Origin of the sequence: Streptomyces sp. NPDC047525 (assembly GCF_040643025.1) — a bacterium.
Classification (GTDB): Bacteria; Actinomycetota; Actinomycetes; order Streptomycetales; family Streptomycetaceae; genus Streptomyces; species Streptomyces durmitorensis.
The window spans coordinates 222,884-248,986 of the sequence record NZ_JBEYTL010000006.1; the positions used below are offsets into that span (position 1 = coordinate 222,884).

At 71.9% G+C, this 26,103-nt stretch carries 21 protein-coding genes; 8 read left to right on the plus strand and 13 right to left on the minus strand.

What is annotated here, in order from left to right; genetic code table 11:
- The first annotated feature begins 20 nt into the window (after positions 1 to 20).
- On the plus strand, positions 21 to 1,076 hold the full coding sequence (locus tag ABZ833_RS19190) for a lactonase family protein (protein WP_361048058.1): 1,056 nt from the start codon (positions 21 to 23) through the stop codon (positions 1,074 to 1,076).
- 94 nt (positions 1,077 to 1,170) lie between these two features.
- On the opposite strand, the gene ABZ833_RS19195 is transcribed toward ABZ833_RS19190, so the two are convergent.
- The 9 genes from ABZ833_RS19195 to ABZ833_RS19235 all read right to left on the minus strand — a co-directional run bounded on the left by ABZ833_RS19195 (position 1,171) and on the right by ABZ833_RS19235 (position 11,900).
- Positions 1,171 to 2,115 (minus strand): hypothetical protein, encoded by a 945-nt coding sequence (locus tag ABZ833_RS19195; protein ID WP_249591416.1) that lies wholly within the window; start codon positions 2,113 to 2,115, stop codon positions 1,171 to 1,173.
- Positions 2,116 to 2,234: 119 nt separating this feature from the next.
- Positions 2,235 to 3,242, minus strand: a complete 1,008-nt coding sequence (locus ABZ833_RS19200; RefSeq protein ID WP_361048061.1) for a BadF/BadG/BcrA/BcrD ATPase family protein — start codon at positions 3,240 to 3,242, stop codon at positions 2,235 to 2,237.
- Entirely contained in the window at positions 3,239 to 3,916 is a 678-nt protein-coding gene (locus ABZ833_RS19205; RefSeq protein WP_361048064.1) for a uracil-DNA glycosylase, read from the minus strand. Before ABZ833_RS19205 ends, ABZ833_RS19200 begins: the two co-directional genes overlap by 4 nt.
- Positions 3,917 to 3,949: 33 nt before the next feature.
- Positions 3,950 to 5,041 (minus strand): exo-alpha-sialidase, encoded by a 1,092-nt coding sequence (locus tag ABZ833_RS19210; RefSeq protein ID WP_361048067.1) that lies wholly within the window; start codon positions 5,039 to 5,041, stop codon positions 3,950 to 3,952.
- A 133-nt stretch (positions 5,042 to 5,174) separates the two neighbouring features.
- Entirely contained in the window at positions 5,175 to 6,080 is a 906-nt protein-coding gene (gene mmuM, locus ABZ833_RS19215; protein ID WP_361048070.1) for a homocysteine S-methyltransferase, read from the minus strand.
- Complete coding sequence (locus ABZ833_RS19220; RefSeq protein WP_361048073.1) at positions 6,077 to 8,155, minus strand: ABC transporter ATP-binding protein; 2,079 nt, start codon at positions 8,153 to 8,155, stop codon at positions 6,077 to 6,079. Before ABZ833_RS19220 ends, mmuM begins: the two co-directional genes overlap by 4 nt.
- A 15-nt stretch (positions 8,156 to 8,170) precedes the next feature.
- Positions 8,171 to 9,085, minus strand: coding sequence for an ABC transporter permease (locus tag ABZ833_RS19225; protein WP_361048076.1), 915 nt, complete (start codon positions 9,083 to 9,085; stop codon positions 8,171 to 8,173).
- Positions 9,082 to 10,032 (minus strand): ABC transporter permease, encoded by a 951-nt coding sequence (locus ABZ833_RS19230; protein ID WP_361048079.1) that lies wholly within the window; start codon positions 10,030 to 10,032, stop codon positions 9,082 to 9,084. The genes ABZ833_RS19225 and ABZ833_RS19230 overlap by 4 nt, the downstream gene beginning before the upstream one ends.
- Positions 10,029 to 11,900 (minus strand): peptide ABC transporter substrate-binding protein, encoded by a 1,872-nt coding sequence (locus ABZ833_RS19235; protein ID WP_361048081.1) that lies wholly within the window; start codon positions 11,898 to 11,900, stop codon positions 10,029 to 10,031. The genes ABZ833_RS19230 and ABZ833_RS19235 overlap by 4 nt, the downstream gene beginning before the upstream one ends.
- 169 nt (positions 11,901 to 12,069) lie before the next feature.
- On the opposite strand from ABZ833_RS19235, the gene ABZ833_RS19240 reads away from it, so the two are divergent.
- The 6 genes from ABZ833_RS19240 (at position 12,070) to ABZ833_RS19265 (ending at position 19,909) form a co-directional block, all read left to right on the plus strand.
- Positions 12,070 to 13,302: an ROK family transcriptional regulator gene (locus tag ABZ833_RS19240; RefSeq protein ID WP_361048083.1), complete on the plus strand. Its 1,233-nt coding sequence runs from the start codon at positions 12,070 to 12,072 to the stop codon at positions 13,300 to 13,302.
- Complete coding sequence (locus tag ABZ833_RS19245; RefSeq protein ID WP_361048085.1) at positions 13,299 to 14,897, plus strand: M81 family metallopeptidase; 1,599 nt, start codon at positions 13,299 to 13,301, stop codon at positions 14,895 to 14,897. Before ABZ833_RS19240 ends, ABZ833_RS19245 begins: the two co-directional genes overlap by 4 nt.
- 98 nt (positions 14,898 to 14,995) lie before the next feature.
- On the plus strand, positions 14,996 to 15,826 hold the full coding sequence (locus ABZ833_RS19250) for a transporter substrate-binding domain-containing protein (RefSeq protein ID WP_361048088.1): 831 nt from the start codon (positions 14,996 to 14,998) through the stop codon (positions 15,824 to 15,826).
- A 63-nt stretch (positions 15,827 to 15,889) separates the two neighbouring features.
- Complete coding sequence (locus ABZ833_RS19255) at positions 15,890 to 17,401, plus strand: hypothetical protein (RefSeq protein ID WP_361048091.1); 1,512 nt, start codon at positions 15,890 to 15,892, stop codon at positions 17,399 to 17,401.
- Positions 17,402 to 17,433: 32 nt separating this feature from the next.
- A complete protein-coding gene (locus tag ABZ833_RS19260; protein ID WP_361048094.1) occupies positions 17,434 to 18,504 on the plus strand; it encodes a caspase family protein in 1,071 nt (356 codons plus the stop codon).
- Positions 18,488 to 19,909, plus strand: a complete 1,422-nt coding sequence (locus tag ABZ833_RS19265) for a hypothetical protein (protein ID WP_361048097.1) — start codon at positions 18,488 to 18,490, stop codon at positions 19,907 to 19,909. Before ABZ833_RS19260 ends, ABZ833_RS19265 begins: the two co-directional genes overlap by 17 nt.
- A 334-nt stretch (positions 19,910 to 20,243) precedes the next feature.
- Here the strand turns inward: ABZ833_RS19265 and ABZ833_RS19270 are convergent, their stop codons facing one another.
- The 4 genes from ABZ833_RS19270 to ABZ833_RS19285 all read right to left on the minus strand — a co-directional run bounded on the left by ABZ833_RS19270 (position 20,244) and on the right by ABZ833_RS19285 (position 25,568).
- Complete coding sequence (locus ABZ833_RS19270; RefSeq protein WP_361048100.1) at positions 20,244 to 20,990, minus strand: BTAD domain-containing putative transcriptional regulator; 747 nt, start codon at positions 20,988 to 20,990, stop codon at positions 20,244 to 20,246.
- 140 nt (positions 20,991 to 21,130) lie between these two features.
- Positions 21,131 to 23,971, minus strand: a complete 2,841-nt coding sequence (locus tag ABZ833_RS19275; RefSeq protein ID WP_361048103.1) for an AAA family ATPase — start codon at positions 23,969 to 23,971, stop codon at positions 21,131 to 21,133.
- 155 nt (positions 23,972 to 24,126) lie between these two features.
- Positions 24,127 to 24,336, minus strand: a complete 210-nt coding sequence (locus ABZ833_RS19280; RefSeq protein ID WP_249591431.1) for a hypothetical protein — start codon at positions 24,334 to 24,336, stop codon at positions 24,127 to 24,129.
- A 134-nt stretch (positions 24,337 to 24,470) separates the two neighbouring features.
- Positions 24,471 to 25,568, minus strand: coding sequence for an NADH:flavin oxidoreductase/NADH oxidase (locus ABZ833_RS19285; protein WP_361048107.1), 1,098 nt, complete (start codon positions 25,566 to 25,568; stop codon positions 24,471 to 24,473).
- 136 nt (positions 25,569 to 25,704) lie between these two features.
- On the opposite strand from ABZ833_RS19285, the gene ABZ833_RS19290 reads away from it, so the two are divergent.
- Positions 25,705 to 26,070, plus strand: a complete 366-nt coding sequence (locus ABZ833_RS19290) for a helix-turn-helix transcriptional regulator (RefSeq protein ID WP_361048110.1) — start codon at positions 25,705 to 25,707, stop codon at positions 26,068 to 26,070.
- The last annotated feature ends 33 nt before the right edge of the window (positions 26,071 to 26,103 follow it).

The window sequence follows — 26,103 nt, forward strand, 5'->3', positions numbered from 1 at the left end:
AGAGTCGAGAGGGGAACGCAGTGGTCGGCAGGCACGGGAGCAGTCAACGGGCGTACATCGGGTCCTTCACCGCGGCGGGCGGGTCCGGGATCCTCACCGCGGCCGTCGACACGGACAGCGGTGCGCTGACCGTCCTCGGCGCCACGGACACGGTCGCCGATCCCTCGTACCTCGCGCTGTCGGCCGCGGGCGACATGCTCTACGCCGTCAGCGAGACGTCCGACGGCGCCGTCGCCGCGTACCGCCTCAGCGGCGACAAGGCCGAGCAGGCCGGGCCGCCGGTGGCGGTCGGCGGGGAGGCGCCCACCCACATCGCCCTGCACGCCGGGCACGTCCTCACCGCCAACTACGGCTCCGGCAGCGTCACCGCCGTGCCCGTGCGCTCCGACGGCAGTCTCGCCCCCGCCCTCTCCGGCGTCCTGCGGCACACCGGCGCGGGCCCCCACCCGCAGCGCCAGCAGCGGCCGCACGCCCACCAGGTCCTGCCCGACCCGAGCGGCCGCTGGGTGGTCAGCGTCGACCTCGGCACCGACTCCGTACGCGTCTGTGAGCTCACCGCGGACGGCGCGCCGGCCCTGCACCGCGAGATCGCGCTGCGGCCGGGATCCGGCCCGCGGCATCTCGTGTTCCACCCGCGCGGCGACCGGGCGTACGTCCTGAACGAGCTCGCCCCCACCGTCACGATCTGCGCCTGGGACGCCGCCGATGGCGCCCTCAAGCCGCTTGGCGAGGCGGCCGTCCTGCCGGGCCCCGCGGACGGCGACGGCGAGGCCTTCCCCTCGGAGGCCGTCATCGCACCCGACGGCCGGTTCCTGTGGACCGCCACCCGCGGCCAGGACGTCATCTCGGTGCTCGCGCTCGACGAGGCGGGGGACAGGCCGCGGCTCACCGCCACCGTCCCCTGCGGCGGCCACTGGCCGCGTGACCTGGCCATCGACCCGTCCGGGCGGTTCCTGTACGCGGCCAACGAGCGGTCCGGCGACGTGACCTGGTTCGCGATCGACCCGGCGACGGGCATCCCGCGCCGCGCGGGCTCCGTCGAGGCCCCTGCCGCGTCCTGCGTGATCTTCGGCTGAGCCGCCGCGCCCTGCTCACGCCGTTGGGCCCGCCCCCTGCATCAGGGGGCGGGCCCAACGGCGTGACGGCATCAGGTCTGCCGGCGCGGTGCGGTCAGTGGACCGGCGCGCCCGACGGCTGCTGCGGGGCGATCCCGAGCGCCGACGTGTACTTGGAGAGGGCCAGCTTGCCGATGGCCGGGTAGGCGCCGAGCGACTCGGCGACCGAGCAGCCGGCCTCCTTGGCGGCGGCGTCGAGCAGGCTGCCGTCGATCTCGGGGCCGATCAGGTAAGGGGCGAGCGCCAGCTGCGTCGAGCCGGAGCCGCGCAGCTCCTCCGCGGTGTTCGCGATGGCGCCCTCCTGGTCGAGCGCGGCGGCCATCACCGGCACCGCGAGGCGGGCCGCGAGCAGCATGCCGGTGATCCCGGCGGCCTGCACGGCCTCCTCGCCGCCGACCGTGGCCAGGACGATGCCGTCCGCGGCGGTGGCCACCGTGAACAGACGGGCGCGGTCGGCGCGGGCGAGCCCGGCCTCCGACAGACGCACGTGCAGCCCCTCGGCGAGCAGCGGGTGCGGGCCGAGGACGTCCGTCAGCTCGGCCGGGGCCCGGCTGTCCATCACGGCCTGCCGCACGCGCCGCATCAGCGCGTTGTCGGGGCCCGCGAGGAGGGGCACCACGACGGCGACGGGGCCGTCGGGCTCGGCGGCGTCCGACCCCGCGGCACGCGCCTGCTCATAGCGGGCGGTGCGCTCGGTCGCGGCGTGCGCGAGCACGGACTGCAGCGAGGGGAACTCCGGGAACGAGGTGGTCGTGGCGTCCTCGGTTCCGTCGAGGTACCCGATGCGTGCGTCGAGGCCGGGCAGCTCGGAGCGGGCGATGCTCACGACCTCTTCGGCGAGGCTGCGCGTGGCGGTGCTGGGTACGCCCGGTACGGCGAGAACGAGCGCGGGCGCGTTCTCGGGAGCCGCCACGGGCTCCGGGCGGCGGTGCCGACCGGGCTGGCGGGGTCGCGGCATTCGTACGGGCAGGCCTGATGCGGGCCCGGTGGGGGAGCTCATGGCCCCGCATGCTACTGGTCTTCGGGGCTTCGCTGTTCGGGGAGGGTACAGGTGGGCGGTATAAGTCCGCTTTTGTCTTATGAGTTACGTAGTGGTCAACTGTCACACTATGTAAGTGGTCAACTGTCGTACCCGGTGTGCTCGATGTGGACGCTGAGCATGCGCGGGTCGAGCGGCAGGCGCAACCGCTGCGCGGCGATGGTGCGGGCGATGCGCACGGCGCCGTCCAGCGGGTCGCCCGCGGCCGGAACGAGACGCACGTGCCGCAGACGGTCCTTCAGTTCCGCCCGCACCGGGCCGAGCAGCGCGTCGCCCATCTTGAACAGGCCTCCGGTCAGGGCGACTTCGGGCCGCTCGCCCAGTCCCACCGCGTCGGACGCCGGGCAGACGGCCGCCGCGGCCTCGGCGATGTGCCGGGCGGCGTCCCGCAGGATCGCCTGGGCCACGAGGTCGTCGGGGGCGCAGCGCGCCACTTCGGGCGCGAACGAGGCGAGCATCGCGGGCCGGTCCGTACGGGGATAGAGCTGCCCGGGCAGACCGGGCGCCGGGCCGAAGAGTTCCTCGGCGCGGGCGAGCAGCGCCTTCGAGCCGCGACCTCTGCCGTCGAACGCGCGCATCGCCGCCTCGAGGCCCGCGCGGCCGATCCACGCGCCGCCACCGCAGTCGCCGAGCAGATGCCCCCAGCCGTCGGCGCGGTGCCAGGCGGTCAGATCCGTGCCGATCGCGATCATGCCGGTGCCCGCGGCGACGACCGCGCCGGGGCGATCACCCAGCGCGCCCGCGTACGCGGTGACGGCGTCGGCGGCGAGCGCCAGGCGACCGACGCCCAGGGCCCGGCGGAGCGCGGACGGCAGCTCCGCGCGCAGGTCACCTCCGAGGGTCGCCATGCCCGCGGCGCCGATGGCCACGGCAGTGATCCGGGCGTTGCCCGACCGCTCCAGCAACTCCCGGGCCATGGGCACCAGTTGCTCCGTGAAGTGCCCGGCATCGATGCCGCGCGCACCGGTGCGCACCGGCTCCTCCGAGCTCACCTGGGCAGAGAGGCCCGACCCGTCCGCACCGGCGAGGGCGACCCGCATCCCGGAGCCGCCCGAGTCGACCCCGATGACACACGAGGCGTCCGTCACGGAAGCCGCCAGTCCACCGGCTGCCCGCCCTGCTGGACAAGGAGGTCATTGGCCCGGCTGAAGGGGCGCGAGCCGAAGAAACCCCGGTCCGCCGACATCGGCGAGGGGTGCGACGACTCGACCGACGGCAGCGGGCCCAGGAGCGGCCGCAGATTGCGGGCGTCACGCCCCCACAGGATGGAGACGAGGGGGCGTCCACGCGCGGCGAGCGCCTTGATGGCCTGCTCGGTGACCTCCTCCCACCCCTTGCCCCGGTGCGCGGCGGGACGCCCCGGGGCCGTGGTGAGTGCCTTGTTGAGCAGCAGGACGCCCTGCTGGGTCCAGGGCGTGAGGTCGCCGTTCGTCGGCGGCGGGAGCCCCAGGTCCGAGCCGAGCTCGCGGTAGATGTTGATGAGGCTGCCGGGCAGCGGGCGCACCTCGGGCGCGACCGAGAACGACAGACCCACCGCGTGCCCGGGGGTCGGGTAGGGATCCTGGCCGACGATCAGCACCCGCACCTCGTCGAAGGGCTGCTGGAACGCCCGCAGGACGTTCGGCCCGGACGGGAGGTAGGTGCGTCCCGCGGCGATCTCCGAGCGCAGGAAGCCGCCCATCTCGGTGATCTTCCCGGCGACGGGTTCCAGGGCCTTCGCCCAGCCCGCTTCGACGATTTCATGCAAGGGTCGTGGTGCCACGGCGTCACCCTACTGCCGTAACGGGGGCGCCGATCAACCGATGGCCGCCGCCCTGACGCACAGTACGTCGGGCAGGTGGGAGGCCAACTCCTGCCAGCTGTCCCCGTCGTCCGCCGACGCGTACACCTCGCCGTTGCGATTGCCGAAGTAGATGCCCGCCGGGTCCTGGTCGTCGCTGCACATCGCGTCGCGCAGCACCGTGCCGTAGTGGTCGCCGGCCGGGAGGCCCGCGCTGAGCGGCTCCCAGCTCTTGCCCGCGTCGCTCGTGCGGTAGACGCGACATCGGTGGTCGGCGGGGACGCGGTCCATGTCGGCGTTGATCGGGAAGACATAGGCGGTGTCCGCGCGGTGCGGGTGGGCGACGGCCGCGAAACCGAAGTCGGAGGGGAGGCCCTCGCCGATGTCCGTCCAGTGCGCACCCGCGTCGTCGCTGCGGAACACGCCCCAGTGGTTCTGCAGATACAGCCGGTCCGGATCGACCGCGTCCCGCGCGACCTTGTGCACGCACTGGCCGAACTCCGGGTCCGGGTCCGGCAGGAAGACCGCGGAGACGCCGCTGTTCGACGGGGCCCAGCTCTTGCCGCCGTCCAGGGTGCGGAAGACTCCGGCGGTGGAGACGGCGACCGTCACCGCGTCCGGGTCGCGCGGGTCGGTCAGCACCGTGTGCAGGCCTTCTCCGCCGCCGCCCGGAACCCACTTGTCGCGTGTGGGGTGCTCCCAGAGCGGGCGCACGAGCTCGAACGTCTCGCCGCGGTCCCGCGATTTGTACAGGGCGGCCGGTTCGGTGCCCGCGTACACCACGTCCGGTTCGGCTGCGGCGGGGTGCAGTTGCCAGACCCGCTCCAGGGAGGCCCCGGTGTCCTTGGGGAACTTGACGGCCGCCTTGGGCGGTTCCGTCCACGTCCTGCCGAGGTCGTCGGAGTGGAAGACGGATGGGCCGAAATGGGAACTGTCGCCGCCCACCAGGAGGCGGGGGGAGCTGCCGCGGGTGTCGATGGCCACCGAGTAGATGGCCTGGGCATTGAAGTACGGACTTTCGTCGAACTGCCAGGTGCTCGCGCCGCTGCGCTTGCGGCCGATGAAGAGGCCTTTGCGGGTGCCTACGGTGAGAATGATCTCGGCCATGGTGAGCCACCTCCGGGACGTCGTTGTCACAGGTATGGCTCAGTCTGCACCTCGGCACTGACAGCCACCCCTGGGCCGGGCGTTCTCGCAGGTCAGGTCGGGAGTGACGGATGTGGCGCGCGTCCTTGGGCCCTCACTGCGGCCCGTCGCCGCCGGACAGCTCCGCGGCCACCTGCGCGATCGATTCCGGCCCCACCCGGCAGCACCCCCCGATCAGCCGTGCCCCCGCGTCCCGCCAGCCTGTGGCCCGGCCCGCGGTGAAGTGGGCCGGGCCCCGCCACGCCCTGGCGGTCGCGTCCCACGTCTCGCCGCTGTTGGGGTAGACCACCGCAGGCTTGCCCGTGATCCGCGCGGCGAGGCGCACCGCCGCGTCCGCGTCCTGCGGGTCGCAGCAGTTGACGCCGACCGCGAGGATCTCCTCGGCGTCGGCCGCCAGGGCGAAGGCCTCCGTCAGGGGCTGGCCCGCCCGTGTGTAGCCGCCGGAGACGGTGTACGAGAGCCAGGCGGGGACCCCGAGGCCCCGCACCGCCCGCAGCAGGGCCCGCGCCTCGTCCGTGTCAGGGACCGTCTCCAGGGCGATGACGTCCGGTTCCGCGTCGGCCAGGACCTCCAGACGCGGGCGGTGGAAGCGTTCGAGTTCCGCCACCGTCAGGCCGTAGCGGCCCCGGTACTCGGAGCCGTCCGCGAGCATCGCCCCGTACGGGCCCGCCGACGCGGCCACCCACACCTCGCGCCCCACGTCCGTGCCCGCCTCGCGGGCCAACTCCACGCTCAGGCGCAGCAGTTCAGCAGTGCTCAGCGCGTCGATGCCGTGCTTCGCGAAGCCCTCGAACGTCGCCTGATAGCTCGCCGTGGTGGCGATGTCCGCGCCCGCCTCGTAGTACGCCCGGTGCGCCGCCGCGATGGCTCCCGGCTCGTCGGCCAGCAGTCTCGCCGACCACAGGGCATCGCTCAGGTCGTGCCCGGCGGCCTCCAGCTGGTTGGAGAGGCCGCCGTCGAGCACGAGCGGGCGGCGGGTCAGTGCATCCGCGAGTTTCACACTGCCGACGCTAGCCGAGGCGCGGACAGGGGGAAGTGGCACGCGACCTGGTGTCCCGCACTGTTCGGGGTGCTCACCAGCGGCTCCGTGGTGGCGCACACCTCCTGGGCGACGGGGCACCGGGTGCGGAAGCGGCAGCCCGACGGGGGCTTCGCGGCCGACGGTGTCTCGCCCTCCAGGGGAGTGCGGTCCACGCCGTCCGCGGCCTGTGGGTCCGGCAGATTGACCGTGTCGAGCAGCCCCCGTGTGTAGGGGTGCAGCGGGTGCGCGTACACCTGCGCGGCCGGGCCCGACTCGACCAGCTTGCCCAGGTACATCACGCCGACCGTGTCCGCGAGGTGGCGCACCACCGCCAGGTCGTGCGAGATGAACAGATACGTCAGGCCGCGTTCCCGCTGCAGCTCCCGCATCAGGTTCAGGATCTGCGCCTGGACGGAGACGTCGAGCGCGGAGACCGGCTCGTCCGCGACCACCAGGTCGGGGGAGAGCGTCAACGCCCGCGCCAGGCCGAGGCGTTGACGCTGACCGCCGGAGAACTCGTGCGGGTAGCGGTGCACGGCGCCGCGCGGCAGGCCGACCGCGTCCAGGAGTTCGCCGATCAGCTTCTCCTGGTCGGCGCGGCTGCCGACGCCCTGGATGACGAGCGGCTCCCGCAGGATCTCGCCCACCCGCATCCGGGGGTCCATGGCGGCCGTGGAGTCCTGGAACATCAGCTGCACGCGCCGCCGGTGCGCCCGCCGTTCGGTCCGTGACATGCGGGCGGGGTCGTGCCCGTCGAAGCGCACGTGTCCGGCCGTCGGCTCCTCCAGGCCCGCGACGATCCGCCCGAGCGTGGTCTTGCCGCACCCGGACTCGCCGACCATGCCGAAGGTCTCGCCCCTGCGGATCTCCAGGGACACCCCGCCCACCGCGCTGACCGTGCCGCGGCTGCGCGAGAAGGCGCCGCCCTTGAGGGGGAAGTCCTTGGCCAGGGCGTCGAGTTCGAGGAGTACGTCGCCGGGGGCGCGCGGCGCCGGCACGACTGGCGGGATCACGACCTCCGCCTCCATGGCGTTGTCCGGCACCGGGTGGAAGCAGGCGAACCGGTGCTCGCCGCCGCGCACTTCGTCGTCCGTGAGCTGCGGCTCGCTCGTGCGGCACTCGTCCGTCGCGAAGGTGCAGCGCGGGGCGAAGCGGCACCCCGTGGGGCGCGCCGCCAGGTTCGGCGGCAGGCCCGGGATCGTGTGGAGCGCGGTGCCGCTGTCCGCGGCGCGCTCGGGGAGCGAGGCGAAGAGCGCCTCCGTGTAGCGGTGCCGGGGTCTCGCGAACAGGCCGCGTACGTCTGCCTGTTCGGCGACCTTGCCCGCGTACATCACCGCGACCCGGTCGACCCGGTTGGCGATGACGCCCAGGTCGTGCGTGACCAGGATCATCGCCATGCCGAGCCGCTCGCGCAGGCCGTCGATCAGCTCCAGGATCTGGTGCTGCGTCGTGACGTCCAGGGCGGTGGTCGGCTCGTCCGCGATGAGCAGCTTCGGCTCGCAGACCAGGGCCATGGCGATCGCCACGCGCTGGCGCATGCCGCCCGACAGCTGGTGCGGATAGGCCTTCATGCGCTCGGCGGGCTGTGGCATGCCGACCAGGCGCAGCATCTCCTCGGCCCGCGCCCACGCCTCTTTCCTGCTCAGGTCGGGGCGGTGCAGGACGAGCGGCTCGGCCACCTGTGCGCCGATGGTCATCGTCGGGTTCAGTGAGGTGAGCGGGTCCTGGAAGACCATGCCGATGGTGTTGCCCCGTACTTCCTGAAGAGCCGGGGCGGGGGCCGTGGCCAGGTCCTGGCCGTCGAACAGGACGCGTCCGCCGGTGACTTCACCACCGGGCGGCAGAAGGCCGAGGACGCTGAGCGCGGTCATCGTCTTGCCGCAGCCCGACTCGCCGACGATGCCCAGGGCCTGACCCGGGGCGAGTTCGAGACTGACGCCGTCGAGGGCGTGGACGGTGCGGTCGCGCGAGGCGATGTCGACGCGCAGATCGTCGATCTTGAGCAGAGGCTCGTTCTTGATCAGGGACTCGTTCTTGAGCAGAGGCTCGGTCATCTTGTCGGTTCTCCCTTACTTCCGCAGCCGTACTTCGAACGCGTCCCGCAGCCCGTCACCGATGAAGTTGAACGCGGCGACGACCAGGACGATCGCGATGCCCGGCGGGAAGATCAGCCACCAGTAGCCGTTCTGCGTGTAGGTGATGCCGGCCGAGAGCATCGAGCCCCAGTCGGCCGAGGGCGGCGGAATGCTCAGGCCGAGGAAGGCCAGATAGCTGACGTAGAGGATGGCGTCGGCGATCTGGAAGGTGCAGTTGACGATGACCGTGCCGATCGCGTTCGGCACGATGTGCTTGAACACGGCTCGCGCGCCACCGCCGCCCATCATCCGCATCGCCTGGACGTACTCGCGGTCGCGCAGCGAGAGCGCCTCGCCGCGCACCAGGCGGGCGGGGGAGAGCCAGGCGACCGAGGCGATGATGACGATGAGGACGCCCTTGCTGGGCGTGATGATCGCGGCGACCACGACGAGCAGGAACATCGCCGGGATCGCGAGCGCGGCGTCCGTGATCCGCATCATGGCCGCGTCCACCCAGCCGCCGAAATACCCCGCGACCGCGCCGTACACGGTCCCGAAGAGCGTCGCCAACAGGCCTGCCGCCAGGCCTATTTCGAGCGACGTCTGCCCGGCGACCATCAGCCGGCCGACCATGTCGTAGCCCAGGTCGGTGGTGCCGAGGAGGTGGCCGGGGCTGCCCGGCGCGAGGTTCGCCTGGGTGAGGTCGGTGTGCACCTGCTCGGTGGGGTGCAGGAGCGGTCCGAGGTAACTGAAGGCCAGGAGCAGGACCAGGACCACCACGCCCGTCAGGGCGAGCTTGTTGCCGGTGAAGACCTGGAGGGTGCGGCGGGCGAGCGAGGGCGTGGCCTGTGCCGCCGCCTCGTTCCCCGGAGCGGCCTCGGGGGTGACGTCTGCGGTCGCGGTACTCATGCCACGCTCCGGATCCGGGGGTCGAGGACGGCGTACAGGATGTCGGTGAGCAGCGAGCCGACGACGGTGGCGACGCCGACGACGAGCGTCACGCCGAGAAGGACCGGGAAGTCGGAGCCCTGCGCCGCGTTCCAGAACAGCAGCCCCATGCCGGGGTAGTTGAACATCGACTCGACGACGAGCGCGCCGCTGAAGAGCGTCGGCAGATACAGGCCGAGCAGGGTGGCCAGCGGGATCAGCGCGTTGCGCAGGACGTGGCGGACCATGATGCGGCGGCTCGACTGGCCCTTGGCCATCGCCGTACGGACGTACTCCTCGGTGAGGTTGTCGAGGACCGCCGAGCGCATGTAGCGGCTGAACATCGCCACGATGCCGAACGCCATGGTGACGACCGGAAGCACCAACCCCGTGAAGTCACCGAGGAGTTCACCGACGCTCTCGCCCTGCGGTGCCTCCGCCGGGAGGATCGGCATCACCTGCGCGAACAGGATGATCATGATGAGGCCGAGGAAGAACACCGGCGTCGCGTAGAGCAGGAAGGCGAGCCCCGTCAGGGCGTAGTCCGACGCCTTGCCGCGCCGCACGGCCTGCAGCAGGCCGAGCGGGACGGCGATGACGACCGCGAGCGCGGTGGAGAGCACCGTCAGGAGCAGGGTCTTGGGCAGGCGCTGCTTGAGCAGGTCGAAGACCGGCGAGTTGAGCTTGAACGACTCACCGAGGTCGCCGGTGAACAGCCGCTTCAGATACATCACGTACTGCGCGGGCAGTGAACGGTCGTATCCCTGCTGGTGGTTGAAGTGCTCGATCTGCTGCGGGGTGCCCTTCGGGCCGAGGATGGCGCGCGCGGGGCCGCCGGGCAGCATGTGGAGCAGGGTGAAGACGATGATCGAGACCAGGAACAGCACGACGAGCGCCTGAAGGAAGCGCTTGACCAGAAAGCCGGTCACTTGTCGGCTCCCTTCTTCTTGACGTAGTACCAGTCCTGCGGCGCGAAGGTGACGGTCGGGTTCTGGCCGATGCCCCGCAAGTCGTTGCGGATCACGGAGACCTGGTAGGCGGGGTTGGGCATCCACATCACCGGGAGCTGCTCGGCGAGGTACTCGCCGTACGCGTGCATCGCCTTCATGTCGGGCGAGTACTGCACGGCGCGGATGATCCGGTCGGCCTTCTTGTCGCTGTAGTTGCCGAAGTTGGCGGAGGCGCCGGTGGAGAAGAGCTGCTCACCACTGGGGTTGAGCGGGTAGTACCAGCTGCCCGCCGTCCCGAAGAACGACATGTCCCAGTCGCAGCCGGGGTCCTGGGCCTTGCAGGGCACGGAGTTGCCGAGCACCGAGTTCAGCGGCTGCTGGCGCACGGTGAGGTCGATCCCGCCCTTGGAGAGCGAGGACTTGAGCTCCTGCATCATGTTCGTCGTCTCGGTGGAGCCCGACTGGGAGAGCAGGGTGAGTTCGAGCGGGGCGTTCCTCGCGATGCCCCTGCCGCACTCGTCGGAGCCCGTTCCGGGGCGTACGCAGCGTGCGGTGCCGTCCGTGGTCCGCCAGCCGTGCGCGGTGAGCAGCCGCTGAGCCTTCTTCACGTCGAAGGGGTACTGGTTCTTCTCCATCGCCTTGGACAGGTACTGGCTCTTCGGTGTCACCGGCACCGGTCCGAGCGTCGGTGTCGCGCTGCCCTGCCAGATGACGTCGCTCATCGCCTTCTGGTCGACGAGGTGCTGCATCGCCCGGCGGATGTAGAGCTGGTCCATCATCGGGCCCGCGTGCGTGGAGTTGAAGTTGTAGACGATGTACGTCGCCGCCCAGCCCTCCCACGGATCGACGCGGTAGCCCTTCTCCTCGAACTTCTCCTTCTGCGCCATCACCGACGGCGGGATGTAGCCGTAGTCGACGCCGCCCGAACGCAGCACGTTGTACTCGGAGTCGGCGGTGGTGAAGGGCTTGAAGACGACCTTGTCGAGGTGCGGGCGCTGCGACTTGGGGCCGGTGTACTTCTCGTTCGGGACGATGGTGACCTGGCCGCTGTCGCGCCAGCCCGCCAGCCTCCACGGGCCGTTGACCGTCTTCCACAGCGGGTCGGAGCCGTAGGAACCCAGGCTCTTGGCGTGCCGCGTGAGCCGCGCGAAGACGGTCTTGGCGCCGTCCTTGGTGCGGTCCCAGTCGCCGACCTCGCCGCCGTCGGTCCTGGCGTCCCAGGCGTGCTGGGGCAGAGCCCGCATCAGGGTGAGCTGGTTGGCGGTGAACCAGTCGGGGTTGTACGCGCGGCTCAGGTGCAGGCGCACGGTGTGGTCGTCGACCGTCTCGAAGCGCTTGACGTTGTCGGGCATCGTGCCGACCGAGTAGTTGCCCCAGCTCGCCTTGTTGGCCTTGACGAGGTTGAACCAGAACTCGATGTCGCGTGAGGTGACCGGCTTTCCGTCGGACCACGTCACGCCCTCGCGCAGCGGCACCGTCACGGTCTTGTTGCCGTCACTGAACTTCGGCTCCGAGCCGAGGGTGCTCGGGCCGTGCGTGGTCAGTTCGCCCTTGTCCTGCACGGCGTCGTACACCGGCATGAAGAGCAGCGACTGGATTCCGTAGTTGTACGAGGCGCCGTAGCCGGGGGCGCCGATCGGGAAGATCCAGTTCGGCGTCGCGGCGGGCGGCAGCGCCATCGTGGCGGTGCCGCCCTCGACCGGAGTGCCGCCGGTGGGGCCCATGTCGACGCGGCCGCCCTCCTTCGTGCAGCCGGTCACTGCCGTGAGGGCGAGCGCGGCGACGGATGCCGCGGCGGCTATGAGAGCGCGGCGCCGCGCGCGGGGACGTGATCGCCTTGAGCGCATGGCGAAGGGCCTCCAAGGATGCGAGAGCCGGACCGTGCCGGAGATCGACGGGCGGCGCCTGAACGCTAGATCTGGCGACAAAATCAAGTCAAGAGCTTCGTTCGGCAAGAAGTTTCAAAATCGGGAGGGTCTGGCCAACTTGCTTTGAAGGGACTTAGTGTTCGTCCCGATGTCGAACGAACTGATCGAAGCAACTGGGGGCGGCATGGCCGGTACACCGCGCGGCGAACCGGGGTCGGCGCAGCACATCCTGCAACTGGTCTCCTCGGGCGCCGCCTCCTCCCGGGCCGATCTCGTGCGGGAGCTCGGGCTCGCCCCCTCCACCGTGTCGCTGCGCGTGCAGGAACTCGTCAGCGCCGGCGTGCTCACCGAGTCCGGCGAGGGCGCGTCACGCGGAGGCCGCCGCCCCCGGCTGCTCCGCGTCCACGCGCAGGGCGGCGTCGCACTCGCCGCCGACCTCGGCAGCCACCACGCGCGCATCGGCGTCGTCGACCTCGGCGGCACGGTCCTCGACGCCGTCGACCTGCCGCACGACATCACCGCGGGCCCCGAGTCCGCCGTCGACTGGCTCTGCGGCCAGGTCGCCGAGATGGGCGCCCGCCAGCGCGAGGCGGGCCGCGCCGTCCGCGCCCTCGGGGTCGCCTTCCCCGGACCCGTACAGCCCGCCGAGGGCCGTGTCCTGAGCCCGTCCCGCATGCCGGGCTGGCACCGCTACCCGCTGCGTGACGTCCTCGCCGAACGCCTCGGCATCCCCGTCACCGTCGACAACGACGCCACGATGATGGCCGTCGGCGAGCACCGCACCGCACGCCCCGGCCTCGACCACATGGTCGTCGTCAAGGCGGGCCGCGGCATCGGCAGCGGCGTCATCGTGGCGGGCCGCCCGCACGACGGCGCCAACGGCTCGGCGGGCGACATCAGTCACGTACGCATCGAGGCGGCGGGCGACCGCCCGTGCAGCTGCGGCAACATCGGCTGCCTGGAGACCGTGGCCAGCGGCGCCGCCCTCATCCGCGAACTCGCCGCACAGGGCGTCGAGGTGGCCGACACCACCGAACTCCTGCGCCTCGTCGCCGACGGCGACCCGCAGGCCACCACCCTCGTCCGCACCGCGGGGCGGCACATCGGCACGGTCCTGTCCGTCGTCGTGAACTTCTTCAACCCCCAGGCCGTCGCCCTCGGCGGAGTCCTGGCCACCGCCGAACCGCTCGTCGCCGCCGTACGAGGCGTCCTCTACGAGCGCTGCCTGCCCCTGGCCACCGCGGACCTGGAGATCACCACCACCGTGACCGGCCGCGACGCGGGCCTCCTCGGCGCCGGACTCACCGCCCTGCGCCAGAACCTCCCGGGCTCCCCGGCACCCCAGGACCCGTCGTCCCAGGAAGAGAGCGTCCAGGCATGACCACCCCCGCGACGAACCAGCGTCGCCTCCGCATCGGCATCGGCGGCATCGGCATCGAGTCCTCCACTTTCTGCCCGCACCGCTCCACCACCGACGACTTCCGCCAGACCCGCGGCCAGGACCTCCTGGACCGCTACACCTGGACCCAGCCGGACTCGGACCTGGCCTACACGGTCGAGTGGGTGCCCCTCCTGCACGCGACCTCGCTGCCCGGCGGCCCGGTGGAGGCCCAGTCGTACCTGGTCCTCAAGGACGAACTGGTCACGCGCATACGGGAAGCGGGCCCCCTGGACGGCCTGGTCTACGACATCCACGGCGCGATGAGCGTCGTCGGCCTGACCGACGCCGAAGCAGACCTGACGGAAGCGGTGCGCGCCGCACTCGACGCCGTCGGCACCCCCGACGGCGGACGCCCGATGATCTCCACCGCCATGGACCTGCACGGCAACGTCTCGCGCCGGTTCGCCGAGCCGATCGACCTGCTCACCGCCCACCGCCTCGCCCCGCACGAGGACGCCTGGGAGACCCGCGAGCGCGCCGCGCGCAATCTCGTGCGCTGCCTGCGCGAGGGCACCCGGCCGCACCGCGCCTGGGTGCAGGTGCCGGTGCTCCTGCCCGGCGAGAAGACCAGCACCCGCCTGGAGCCCGCCAAGTCCCTCTACGCCTCGCTCGCCGGCATCGAGAAGCTGCCCGGCATCCTCGACGCGGCGATGTGGGTCGGCTACGCCTGGGCGGACGAGCCGCGCTGCAAGGCCGCGATCGTCGTCACCGGGGACGACGCCGAACTGGCCGCCGCCGAGGCCGAGAAGCTCGCGCGCCGCTACTGGGACGCGCGCCGCGACTTCCTCTTCGTCGGCCCCACCGGCGGGGCCGAGGAGTGCATCGCCCAGGCGGTGGCCTCGACGCGGCGGCCCTTCCTGATCAGCGACTCCGGCGACAACCCCACGGCGGGCGGCGCCGGAGACCTGGCGTACATGCTGGGCAAGCTCCTGGAGAACGACGCGATCCGCTCCGGGAAGGTCACCGCGGTCCACCCCGGCATCACCGACCCCGTGGCCGTCGCCCGCTGCTTCGAGGCCGGAGTGGGCGCCGAGGTCGCCCTGAGCGTCGGCGGCAAGGTCGACGCGAACCACGGGGGCCCCTACGAACTCGCCGGCACCGTCGTGGCGTTGCAGCGCGCGGCCGAGCAGAAGGACCGGGCGGAGGGCGGCGCGTACGACCGGGGCGTCGACATGGCGGCGGTGAAGACCGGCGGCCTGACCGTGATCCTGGTCGAGCGCCGCAAGCCCTTCCACACCCTCGCGGACTTCATGGGACCGGCGGACGGCGGCCTCGGCATCGACCCGCGCACCTTCGACCTGGTCGTGGTCAAGATCGGCTATCTGGAGCCCGAGCTCCATGACATGGCCGCCGACTGGCTCCTCGCCCTCACCCCGGGCGGCGTCGACCAGGACCTGCTGCGGCTCGGCCACCACCGGGTGGAGCGCCCGCTGTACCCGTTCGACGAGGACGCGTACGAGGACGCGTACGAGGACGGGGGCGAGGGCGGGGACGGCCCCGTCCTGACGGCGGCCCGGCTGACGCCACTCGCCTGAAGAACCCGGTGATCGCCTGATGAGAAGGGGCTTCACCGGCCAGAACGGTTCTGCGAGGGTGATCCCTTCGAGCCGCGAACCCGCCCGGAGGAGCCCCCGTGAAGCGTGCCGCCACCCTGTCCGCCCTGGTCTGTCTGCTCGCCGTCACGGCTGCCGCGCCCGCGTCCCCCGACGCCGGGCGCGGCAAGGACCGCCACCACGGCAGCCTGCTGGACTCCGTGCCCAAGAAGGGCGTCCTGAAGGTGTGCACCACGGGCGACTACCGCCCGTTCACCCACCTCGACCCCGCCGACGGCACCTACAGCGGCGTCGACATCAAGATGGCCGAAGACCTGGCCAAGAGCCTGGACGCCAAGCCCACGTACGTGGCCACGACCTGGGCCAACCTGACCAAGGACGTCGCGGCGGGCCGCTGCGACATCGCGGTCGGCGGCGTCTCCATCACCCTGCCGCGCGCCCGCCAGGTCTACTTCGGCGAGCCGACGCGCGAGGACGGCAAGACACCGATCATCCGCTGCGCCGACAAGGAGAAGTTCGGCGAGGGCACACTCAAGGACATCGACAAGACGGGCACCACCGTCATCGTCAACCCCGGTGGCACGAACGAGCAGTTCGCACGCGCCCACATCAAGCAGGCCACGATCAAGCAGCACCCGGAGAACACCACGATCTTCCAGGAGATCATCGAGGGCCGCGCGGACGTGATGATGACGGACGCGAGCGAGACCCGCTACCAGGCCAAGATCCACCCCGAACTCTGCTCCCTTCACCCGGAGAAGCCCTTCACCTTCTCCGAGAAGGCCTACGCACTGCCGCGCGGGGACGAGGAATTCAAGGAGTACGTCGACCAGTTCACGCACCTGGCGACGCACGACGGGACGTACGCCGGGTACGAGGCCGAGTGGATGGGCGCCCCCTCGGGTTCCTAGCCAGGGGTTTCCCTGAGCCAGCCCCCGATGTCCGGGCGGCGCGGCCGTCCTACCTTCCTGGGCATGACTTCCTTCCGTGAACGGTGCATCCACAGCCGGCAGGGTGGTCGGCTCGCCTCGACCACCACCGCCGACATCGACGAGCTCGTGGCCGGGCTCAAGGACCGGCCGCGCGTCGTGCTGCACTTCCACGGTGGACTCATCGACGACACGCTGGGGTTCGCCACCGCCGAGCGGCTCACACCCGTGTACGAGGCGGCCGGCGCCGATCCCGTCTTCTTCGTCTGGAGCAGCGGACTCCTGGAGACCCTGCGGGGCAACCTTCCGCAGATCCTGAACGAGAGCGTCTTCCGTACGCTGCTCAACCGCGTCACCCGTTACGCCACCGGCACCGTCTTCCGGCAGCCGGGACAGCGCGCCCTCGGGGTGGTGGCCACCCCTTCCCCGAGGGCGGTAGCAGCCGAACTCGCCCAGGTGCGGGCGGGGCAGGAGCCGTACGCGCGGCTGACCGCGCCGCCGGACGTGCCGCCGCTGAGCGAGGCTGAGCAGAAGCAGATCGCCGCCGAGCTCTCGGCGGACACCGAACTGGCTGAGCGCACCCGGGAGATCGTGAACTCGGTGGTGCCACCCGCCCAGGTCCACCCCACAGAGCCGGTCGCCGCGGCGCGAGAAGTCATCGGGGGGCGTGCCGCGGCGGCCACACTGATGTCACCTGACGTCGTGGCCGATCTCGCGGCCAGGGCGGGCACGGGGGAACGTGCCCTGGTGAGCACCGCGCTGGTCGTGCGCAAGACCGTGCGGGTGGTGGCCGCCGTCGTGGGCCGCTTCCGGCAGCGCAACGACCACGGCCTCTATCCGACGGTCGTCGAGGAGATCCTCCGCGAGTTCTACCTCGCCAACGCGGGCGCCGCGATCTGGGGCGCGATGAAGCGGCAGACCGCCGACACGTTCGCCGCCGCGGGCGACGAGGCCCGCGCCGGACGGTACTTCCTCGACCGGTTCGCCGAGCTGCTCGCCTCCGGCACCCGCCCCCAGGTGACCGTGGTCGGCCACAGCGCGGGCGCCGTGTTCATCTCCCACCTCCTTGACGACCTCGCGCGCAGGCGCGCCGAGGACGACGACCCCGTCCCCGCCGACTTCCGGCTGCGGGACGTGGTGCTCCTCGCACCCGCCTGCACCGTGGCGCAGCTGGCGCCCGTCGTCCGCCGCCAGGCCGAACTCTTCGACCGGTTCCGGATGTTCACCATGACCGACGCGGCCGAGCAGGCCGACCACCTGGTGCCTTTCCTGTATCCGAGGTCGCTGCTCTACTTCATCTCCGGAGTCCTGGAGCGCGGGCCCGCCCAGCGGTCCGTCGTCACCCCGATCGCGGGCATGCAGCACTGGTACCTCGATCCTGCCGCCACGGGACCCGACTCCGACGACCTGCGCGGCTTCCTGCGGGCGGACCCCGCCCGCACGGTCTGGTCGCCCGGCGACGTCGGCCCCGGTCTGCGCGCGGGGGCGCGCAGCCACGTCGCGTTCGACGACGACCCGCAGGTCCTCGCGAGCGTGGCCGCCATGCTCGCCGACTGAACGGCGCGAGGCTGAACGAGGGGGAGAGCCCGATGAACGACCTGCACTACGCCGTGGTCGTCGGCATCAACCGTTATCCCGCCATCGGTGACCTGCAGGCCGCACGGGGTGATGCGGTCCGGTTCCGTGACTGGCTCGTCGATCCCAAGGGAGGCGATGTGCCCGAAGGCAACGTCACGCTGGTGACCGCCACCGAGGAGCAGGAGCGCACCGCGGACTTCATGACGGCCGTACCGACCAGGGAGAACGTCGACCTGGCGCTCTACCGGACGAACACCGCGGTCCAGCGGGCGATCGAGGACCGGCCCGAGGAGGAGTGGGAGGCCGCGAGGCAGCGGACCCGGCTCTACTTCTTCCTCGCGGGGCACGGCTTCATGACGCCCCCCAACAGCACCGCGCTGCTCATGGCCAACGCCGCGTTCGACCTCCTGGGCAATCACCTCGCCGTGGGCCAGTACCTGGACTGGTACGAGTCGTCGTCGCCGTTCCGCGAGATCGTCTGCTTCGCGGACTGCTGCCGCACGAGCAACGGCAACGGCTCCGTCTTCCCCTTCGGGCCGCCCTTCACCACCACCGTGGGGGCGCTCGAGAAGGTCGACTGCTTCGTCGGGTACGCCACTTCGCAAGGCGACCCCGCCTACGAGGAGCAGAACGCCGACCCCGACCTCGCGCGCGGGCACTTCACGACCGCGCTCCTGGACGGTCTCGGCGGGCGCAGCGTCACCCGCAAGGGGCTCATCACCTCCGACAGCCTCGCGGACTACGTCGTACGTCATGTGGAGGACCGCACCCGGCACCTGCTGGTCCCGCAGCAGCCCAGGTTCGTCAAGGGCAGTGCTCCGATGGTCTTCGTGCGGGACGTGGAGAACGGGATGCCTTTCGTCACGCTGTGCTTCCCGGAGGGATTCCGGGGCTGGGTGCAGTTGCGCGGCGGCGACCCCGACGAGCCGCCGCTGAGGTGGCACGTCGATGCCGCGGAACACGTCGAGAAGCTCGCTCCCGGCCTGTACCGGGTCACGCCGGAGAGCTGGGCGGCGGATGACTTCCAGAACGGTGGATTCTTCGAGGTAATGACGGGCGGTGGGAATGGTGTCCAGCTCTGAAGAGCGGCGGCGCTCACGGGAGGAGACGGCCAAGCGCGTGCCGTTCGTCGTCATACCGGACACCCCGTCGGTCCTCGTCACGGTCACGGACTCCGCGTTCCGCGAGGTGGCGCACGCGATGGGCACCATCGACACCACGCTGCCGCCCGGCATCTACCGCATCGAGCAGCGCTTCGGCGGCGCGGTGGAGAGCCGGTTCGTCGAGGTCGGCACGGAGCCCTTCGTCGAGCGGCTCGCGCTGCCCGACATGCCCACGGCCACCCCGGTCGAAGGCACCCCCACGACCCGTGAGGACCACCGCGCGGCGGCGGTGCGCTGGAGCACCGAGGCGACGCACGGCGGGGGCCCGCCGACGCTGATGGTCCTGATCCGCAATCTGCGCAGGGGCTGGCAGCTCGACCCGTTCGCCCTGGAGATCGCCGACGAGTGCGGTACTCCGGTGGACGGCGGCGCCGGGGGCTGGGAGCCGGCCGGCGGGCAGGAGTGGTCGGCCTGGAGCGGTGAACTGCCGCCCGGCGGCTACCGGTTGAGGACGCGCAGGAAGCCCGCCGACGGGCTGACCCTCGCGCAGGCGCTGCACGTGCTCGACGGGTGGACGACGCTGGTGTTCGTGAGCAACGGACCGCAGGGCCCGCAGCCGCAGTTCGCCTCGATCCAGATGGTGCCCCGAGGCGTCGGCTGGCAGCCGGCGGACCGCACCCTGGACCTCGCCCTGGAGGCAGCGCTCTCGGGGCTGCGGCAGGGGATCGACCTCGTGTCGACGCGGCAGCTGCTGGGCCTGCTCGACGCCAAGAGCGTCAACCCCTTCCTCGGCATCATCGGGGCGCACGCCCTGCTGCTGCACCCGACCCCCGACCTGGGGCGGATCGGCAGCATCCTGGAGCGCCTCGTCCACCACGCCCCCGCCCAGCCGGACATCGCCGCGCTGTGCACCCTGCTCGGCGAGCCGGTGCCGCCGGTCGCGTCGCCGCCGATGCTGGCGGCCTCCTGCCGCCTGCTCGTCCGGGCGGACTCGGCCGACCCGGGGATCCTCCAGGACGGTTCGGTGGCCGAGAGCGCGGCGGAACACATGGTCGGGCGCGGCGTCTGGACGACCTGGCTCGAACAGGAGCTGAAGCAGAAGCAGGAACGGGAGCACGGGCCGGGCATCGCGGCACGTGGCGGCCTGGTCCCGCCGGTGCCGGGGGTTGTCGGTGGAGTCCGGCGACCGCGGGCCGCCGATCCGGTCGAGCGGGTCCAGCGCTACGTACGGGAGATCGCGAGCGTCGAGGACAAGAGCGTCGACGACGTCCTGCGGACCATGGAGCCGAAGGACCTGTCCCGCAGGACCGGCATGCCGCACAAGGCCGTGGACAAGGCCATCGGGGAGCTCAGGCGCCCGCAGGGGAAGCCGCAAGGAGAGTGAGGCCCACAAGGGGCGGTGTGAGGCCGCGACGGCCGGGAAGTCGTGCCCCGGCCGTCGCGGCTCCCGACGGCTCCTTCGCCGCGCGCGGCACCCCCGTGTCCGTGCGTGGTGGAGCGTCGGTGGCCTGCCGGCCGCGTCCCCCAACACGGCCGGCAGGGGTGGGTGGGCCGACCTGCGGCCCGTGCGCCCCCGAGCGCGCACGGACAGCCAGGCCTGCGGTGACGTGATGGCGCGTCACCCGTTCTTGAGGAACCCCCGTCGCGGGAACTCCGGTTGCGGGAAATCCCGCCGCGGTCACGGTCACCATGGCTGCCTCGCCTCCCCGTCGTGCACATCAGGTCAGCGCGTGGCGCACCATCGTGAGGAACTGCTCCGAGGGTTCGATGCCGAGCTCCGTACGGAGCAGGCCGCGGAACGCCTTGAAGTGGCGCACCGCCTCCGCGAGGTTGTTCTCGGCGAGGTGCACCGTCACGACCGCCCGCCGCGCGCTCTCGCGCAGCGGATCGATCCGGGTGCTCTCCAACGCGGCCTCCAGGGCGGGGGCGTACTGCTCCTGCTCGACAAGGCGGGCCGAGAGGGCCTCGAGCGCGTGCAGCCGCAGCTGGTGCAGCCGCTCACGCTCGAAGACCACCCAGTCCTGGTACCAGCCGGGCAGCAGTTCACCCATGCCCATCAGCGAGGCGCACGCGGCCCCGGTCCCCTCTGCCGAGGCCGCGAGTATGTGGTGTGCCGTGGCGGTGAAGTCCTCGATGTCCATCCGGACGCGCCGGCTGAGCGCGAGCACCCCGGGCCGGGGGTCGCAGACGGCCGAACCCGCCGCGTTCAGGCGCCAGATGGCGGTACGGAGGCAGGCACGTGCACGTTCCTCGGTGACCTCGGGCCACAGCGTCCCCGCGAGCACCGAACGCGTCGTGGGGCCACGAAGCCCGAGCAGGGCCAGCAACTGCTGTCCGCTGGCGGACACGTCGACCTGCTCGCCGCCGTCGCCCTCGCCGCGGCTGAGGTGAAATCCCCCCAGCAGCCGCAGACGCAGGACCGGTGGCGCGTCGTCGCGTACCGCCGGACATTCCGTGACAGCCATCTGTGCACCCCCAGTTGTGCATTCCGTGCCCTGACCAGCCAAGAACCTACGCCGGGCAGGGCAGGGGTGCCTCAGGGAACCGCCCAGGGATAACCCCGGTGCGCCAGGGCTCCGGCCAGGGGACGGGCTAGGAGGTCGGGCTAGGAGGAGGACGTGCGCCGCTCCTGAGGGGCGAAGTGCTGCACGAGCCCGATGCGCGAGGCGATGCCGAGCTTCGTATAGGTGTGGCCCAGGTGGTACTCGATGGTCTTGACGCTCAGCGCGAGCGCGGTGGCGATCTGCCGGTTGGTGAAGCCCTGCGACGCCAGACGCGCGACGGCCAGCTCCTGCGGCGTGAGCCCCTCGGCCGCGGAGGCGGGGTCGGCGGCCGCCGGATCGTGCGCGGGCCGCGGCGGCGCCGCACGCCCGCAGGCGTCCAACTCCCTTTCGCACCGCGCGAGGTAGGGCGCGGCGTCCAGTTCACGCATGGTCGTGTACGCCGCCTGGAGCTGGGCCACGGCGACCGAGCGGCGGCCGATCCTGCGCAGGAACGCCCCGTGGTCGAGCTGCACGCGGGCGCGGCCGAAAGGCGAGGGGATCTGCGCCGCCTGGTCGTGCGCGCGCAGGAACGAGGCCTGGGCGCGGTCCGTGTCCCGGCGCGCCGCGTGCAGATTGCCGCGCACCCGGGCCGCGGCGGACAGCGCCGAGTGCTGCCCGCGCGCCGATGCCCGCTCCTCGTAGGGGAGGAGCACCGCCTCCGCCTCGTCGAAGTCGCCGAGCTGGATGAGCGCGTCGACCAGGAGTTCACGCCAGGACACCACGCCGGGTTCGTTCACGCCGTCGTGCGAGGCGAAGTCGAGGAGCGGGCGCAGCGCCTCGACGACCCGCTCCGGCTCCGCGCGCGCCTCGGCGAAGGCGCCGTGCGCCGATGCCGCGTACGCGTAGGCGAGGGCGCTCTCGTCGCAGCCCGGCGCGTCCAGGGCGAGCCGCAGGTGCGCCGAAGCGCGGTCCCAGGTGCCGCGTGCCGAGAGGATCCAGCTGGCGATGGCGTGCGTGACGGGCTTGAGCCAGGACTGCTCGGTGTCGTCGGCGATCGACGCGGACGCCTCGGCGTGGATCAGCGCCTCGTCCCAGTCGCCGAGCCGGTGCAGGGTCTGCGCGAGAGCGGAGGCGGAAAGCAGGCGCAACGGCACTGTTCCCCTGCGGCAGTTGGCCACAGCCCCCAGCAAGTCGGATCGCGCGCCGAGGAGATCGTCCGACCACAGCCTCAACTGGCCGCGAGCGAGCAGCAGATCGATGCTCACGGGAGGGACGAGGAGGGGGTCGGGAAGGTCGCCGGCGAGCTCGATGCCCTTCTTGGCGAACCCGCTGAGGCCGAGCGCGAGGAGGTGGTTGAAGCGCAGCATCCGGCTCGGCCCCTGGAGGGTGGAGAGCCGCTGTGCGCGCTCCGCCCACTGGGCGGCGTCGGCCGAGCGCCCCCGCATCACGGCGGCGTAGCTCAGCTGCTCGGCAGCCCGCGCGGCCAGCGAGGGATCGCTCTCGTGATCGCACTGGTTCCAGGCGTCGACGAGCAGCGTCTGCGCCTGCTCCATGCGCCCTTGGACGCGGGCCACATAACCGCGTACGTACCCGCGCAGCGCCGGGTCAGCGCCGGCCGGAAGACCGGTCGCGAGCTCGGCCGACTCGTGCACCCGGCCGTCGAGCAGCAGCGCCTCGACGGCCTCGACGGCGAGCCGGTCGCGTTCCATGCCGGTCGTCGCCACCCGTGAGGCGTGCCGCAGGTGCGTGCCCGCGACCGCCCACTGTCCGGTGGCCGCCTCGCGCCGGGCGCACGCGGCGAGGGCGGCGGCGAGATGCTCGTCGGGGCCGGTGGCCGCGAGCACGCGGTGCCGCAGGCTCGCGTACTCGTCGTCGACCAGGGCCGCGGCCCGCGTGTGCAGGTCGGCCCGGTGCGCGGGCCCGATGTCCTGGTAGACCGCGGCGTGCACGAGAGGGTGCGGGAAGGCGATCTCGGGCGCGGCCCCCGGATGTGTCTCCTTCAACAGGCCTGCTTTGACGGCCCGTTCGAGCGCGGGCAGGGGCGTGGTGACACGGGCGAGCGAGGCGGCCACGCCCAGCGGGCAGCAGAGCCCGAGCACACTGACCGACTGGACGAGCCGCTGCGCCTGGGAGCCGCACTCCGCGAGATTGGCGAGCACCAGCATGGCGTACGAACGGGGCGCGGGCAGGGGCGTGGCGACGTCCCGCAGGACGTGCGCGGGCACCTGGTCGAGCAGCGCACGGGCGTGCAGCGGATTGCCGTGCGTATGACTGTGGAGGCGTACGGAAGCGGAGTGCGGCAGCCGGTCGGAGCCCATCTGCGCGCTGAGGGAGCCCAGTTCGTCCGGTGTGAGCCCGTGCAGCGGGATCCGCCGGGTGCGGACGTCGGAGAGCAACCTGCGGATGCCGTCCGGGAGTTGGGGAGCCTGCGGGTCCCGGGCCGTCACGATCGCGAGGACCTTGTCGACGCGCAGCCGCCGCAGCGCGAACGTCAGCGCGTTCAGCGAGGCGGAGTCGGCCCAGTGGGCGTCGTCGAGCACCAGGATGACGGGACCCTTGTCCTGCAGCTCGCTCAGCAGGTCCAGCAGCCCGAAGCCCGCCGCGAGCGGCGGCAGGGTGCCGGGCGCCGAGCGGGGCGTGCGGACCAGCGAGCCGAGGCAGTCCGGCAGCGGGATGGGGCTCTGTCCGACGAACTGGGCGAGCACCCCGCAGGGCAGCGCGCTCTCGTTCTCCTCGCCGCTGGCCTGGAGCACACAGGCGTCGCCCGCCGTGTCGAGGAACCTGCGCACCAGCGCGGACTTGCCGATGCCGCCAGGGCCGTCGATCAGGACGAGCCGCGGCACACCGTCGCACGCCTGGCGGAACTCCTCCTGGAGCGCCGCGAGTTCGTGGCGGCGACCGGAGAACGCCTCATGGGGCGCCGGTGTGTGGGCATGGTCGTTCAGAATGCCGCCGGACGTCATCACCGCCCCCACATGTCGGCACCCGGTACGGACGCCAGGACTGTGACGGCGGCCCGTGCCGGGCGCATGGCCCCGAACGTCCACGATGATGCCCGAACGGGTCCCGGTACAAGCAGATTCCCCGCTCCCGCGGAGCTGTTTGCCGTGCCGTGGGATCAGGCGTCACAGGAGTCGCCATCCGTCGCGGAGGCCGGCTCTCCGGTCTCCGTGGACGCCGGGTCCGGTGGCGGTTCGAGGAGCGAGAGCAGCTCGAGCCAGCCGTGGAACGGCGTGCAGCGGCCCGTGTCCCCTTCCTCTTCACACTCATCCACCACGTTCCCGTGCACGCCCGCAGGCGAGCGGAACACCTCGATGACGTAGCGCACAACGCCCTCCTGAGGGCCGGTACGGGCCCCGAACCGTGACACATCGCGACAGCGCCACGGTACGAACCCTGGCCCGCCCGTCGCTTCGGGGAGTCACCTAGGGATGTCCCCAGTCGGCAACCCTTGGCCAAGGCTCACACCATGCGGTGGTACTGCTGGGGAGTGGCCACATCGCCGCCGAGTTCGTTCGCGGCGTGCCGGGCCCACGAGGGGTTGCGCAGGAGTTCGCGGCCCAGGAGCACGGCGTCCGCCTCTCCGTTGGCGAGGATCTTCTCGGCCTGCTCGGGGTCGGTGATCAGGCCGACGGCCGCCACGGGGAGGGACGTCTCGGCCTTCACCCGCGCTGCGAAGGGGACTTGGTAACCAGGGCCCGTCTTGATGCGTGCCTTCGGGGCGTTGCCTCCGCTGGAGACGTCGAGAAGGTCCACGCCGTGGGCGTGCAGTTCCTTGGCGAGGCGGACGGTGTCGTCGGCGGTCCAGCCGTCGCGCTCGTCCTCGGGGTTCTCCGTCAGCCAGTCGGTCGCGGAGATCCGGAAGAAGAGGGGCAGTTCCTCGGGCCAGACGGCGCGGACGGCGTCGACGACCTCGAGGGCGAGCCGGGAGCGGTTCTCGAAGGAGCCGCCGTACTCGTCCGTGCGGTGATTGGTGAACGGCGAGAGGAACTCGCCGATGAGGTAGCCGTGGGCGCCGTGGATCTCGACCACCTGGAATCCGGCGTCAAGGGCGCGCCGGGCCGCGGCGGCGAACTGGCCGACGACGTCGTGGATCTCGTCCGTGGTGAGCTCGTGCGGCAGGTGGTGGCCCTCGTCGAAGGGGAGCGCGCTGGGCGCGAGCGGCTGCCAGCCATTCTCCTCCTGGCCGACGGGTCCGCCGCCCTTCCAGGGGCGGTCGGTGGACGCCTTGCGGCCCGCGTGGGCGATCTGGATGCCCGGAGTGGTGCCCTGGGTCTTCAGGAATCCGGTGATGCGGCGCAGCGCATCGACCTGGGTGTCGTTCCATATGCCGAGGTCCGCGGGGCTGATGCGGCCCTCGGGGCTCACGGCCGTCGCCTCGACGAGGATCAGGCCGGTGCCGCCGGCGGCGCGCGCTCCGTAGTGGGCGAAGTGCCAGTCGTTCGCCACACCCGCGTCGGGCCCGAACACCTCGGCCGAGTACTGGCACATCGGCGCCATCCACACCCGGTTGGGGACGGTCAGGGATCGCAGGGTGCAGGGCTCGAACAGCGCGCTCACGGCGGACTCCATTCGTGACGGACTTCGGTACGGCTCGTACGGTAGCCCTCGTAGTACGCCGGATGTCAAACTACGATGACTCTCGTACTATGGAGGCCTTCGAGAAGACGTGAAGCCCGGACGAAGTGGAGCCGTCATGACGACCGCCGCACCGATCAGCACCCGCGCGCTCGACCATCCGGCGCGGGTGGAGATCCGGCTCGAGGGTGTGCTGCACGCGCTGTCGGACCCGATGCGCCTGCGGGTCGTACGGCAGTTGGCCGGGTGCGAGCCGGGCCTCGACGGTCTCTCCTGTTCGCAGATCGACCTGCCCGTCACGAAGTCCACGAGCACCCACCACTTCAGGGTGCTGCGCGAGAGCGGCGTGATCCAGCAGATCTACCGCGGCACGGCCAAGCTCAACGGCCTGCGCCGCGACGACCTGGACGCGCTCTTCCCCGGGCTCCTCGACAGCGTCCTGGCCGCGGCGACGGCGCAGGCGGAGCGCACGGGCGCCCCGTAAGGGGGACGCGGCACGAAGGGAGCGCGGGGGAGG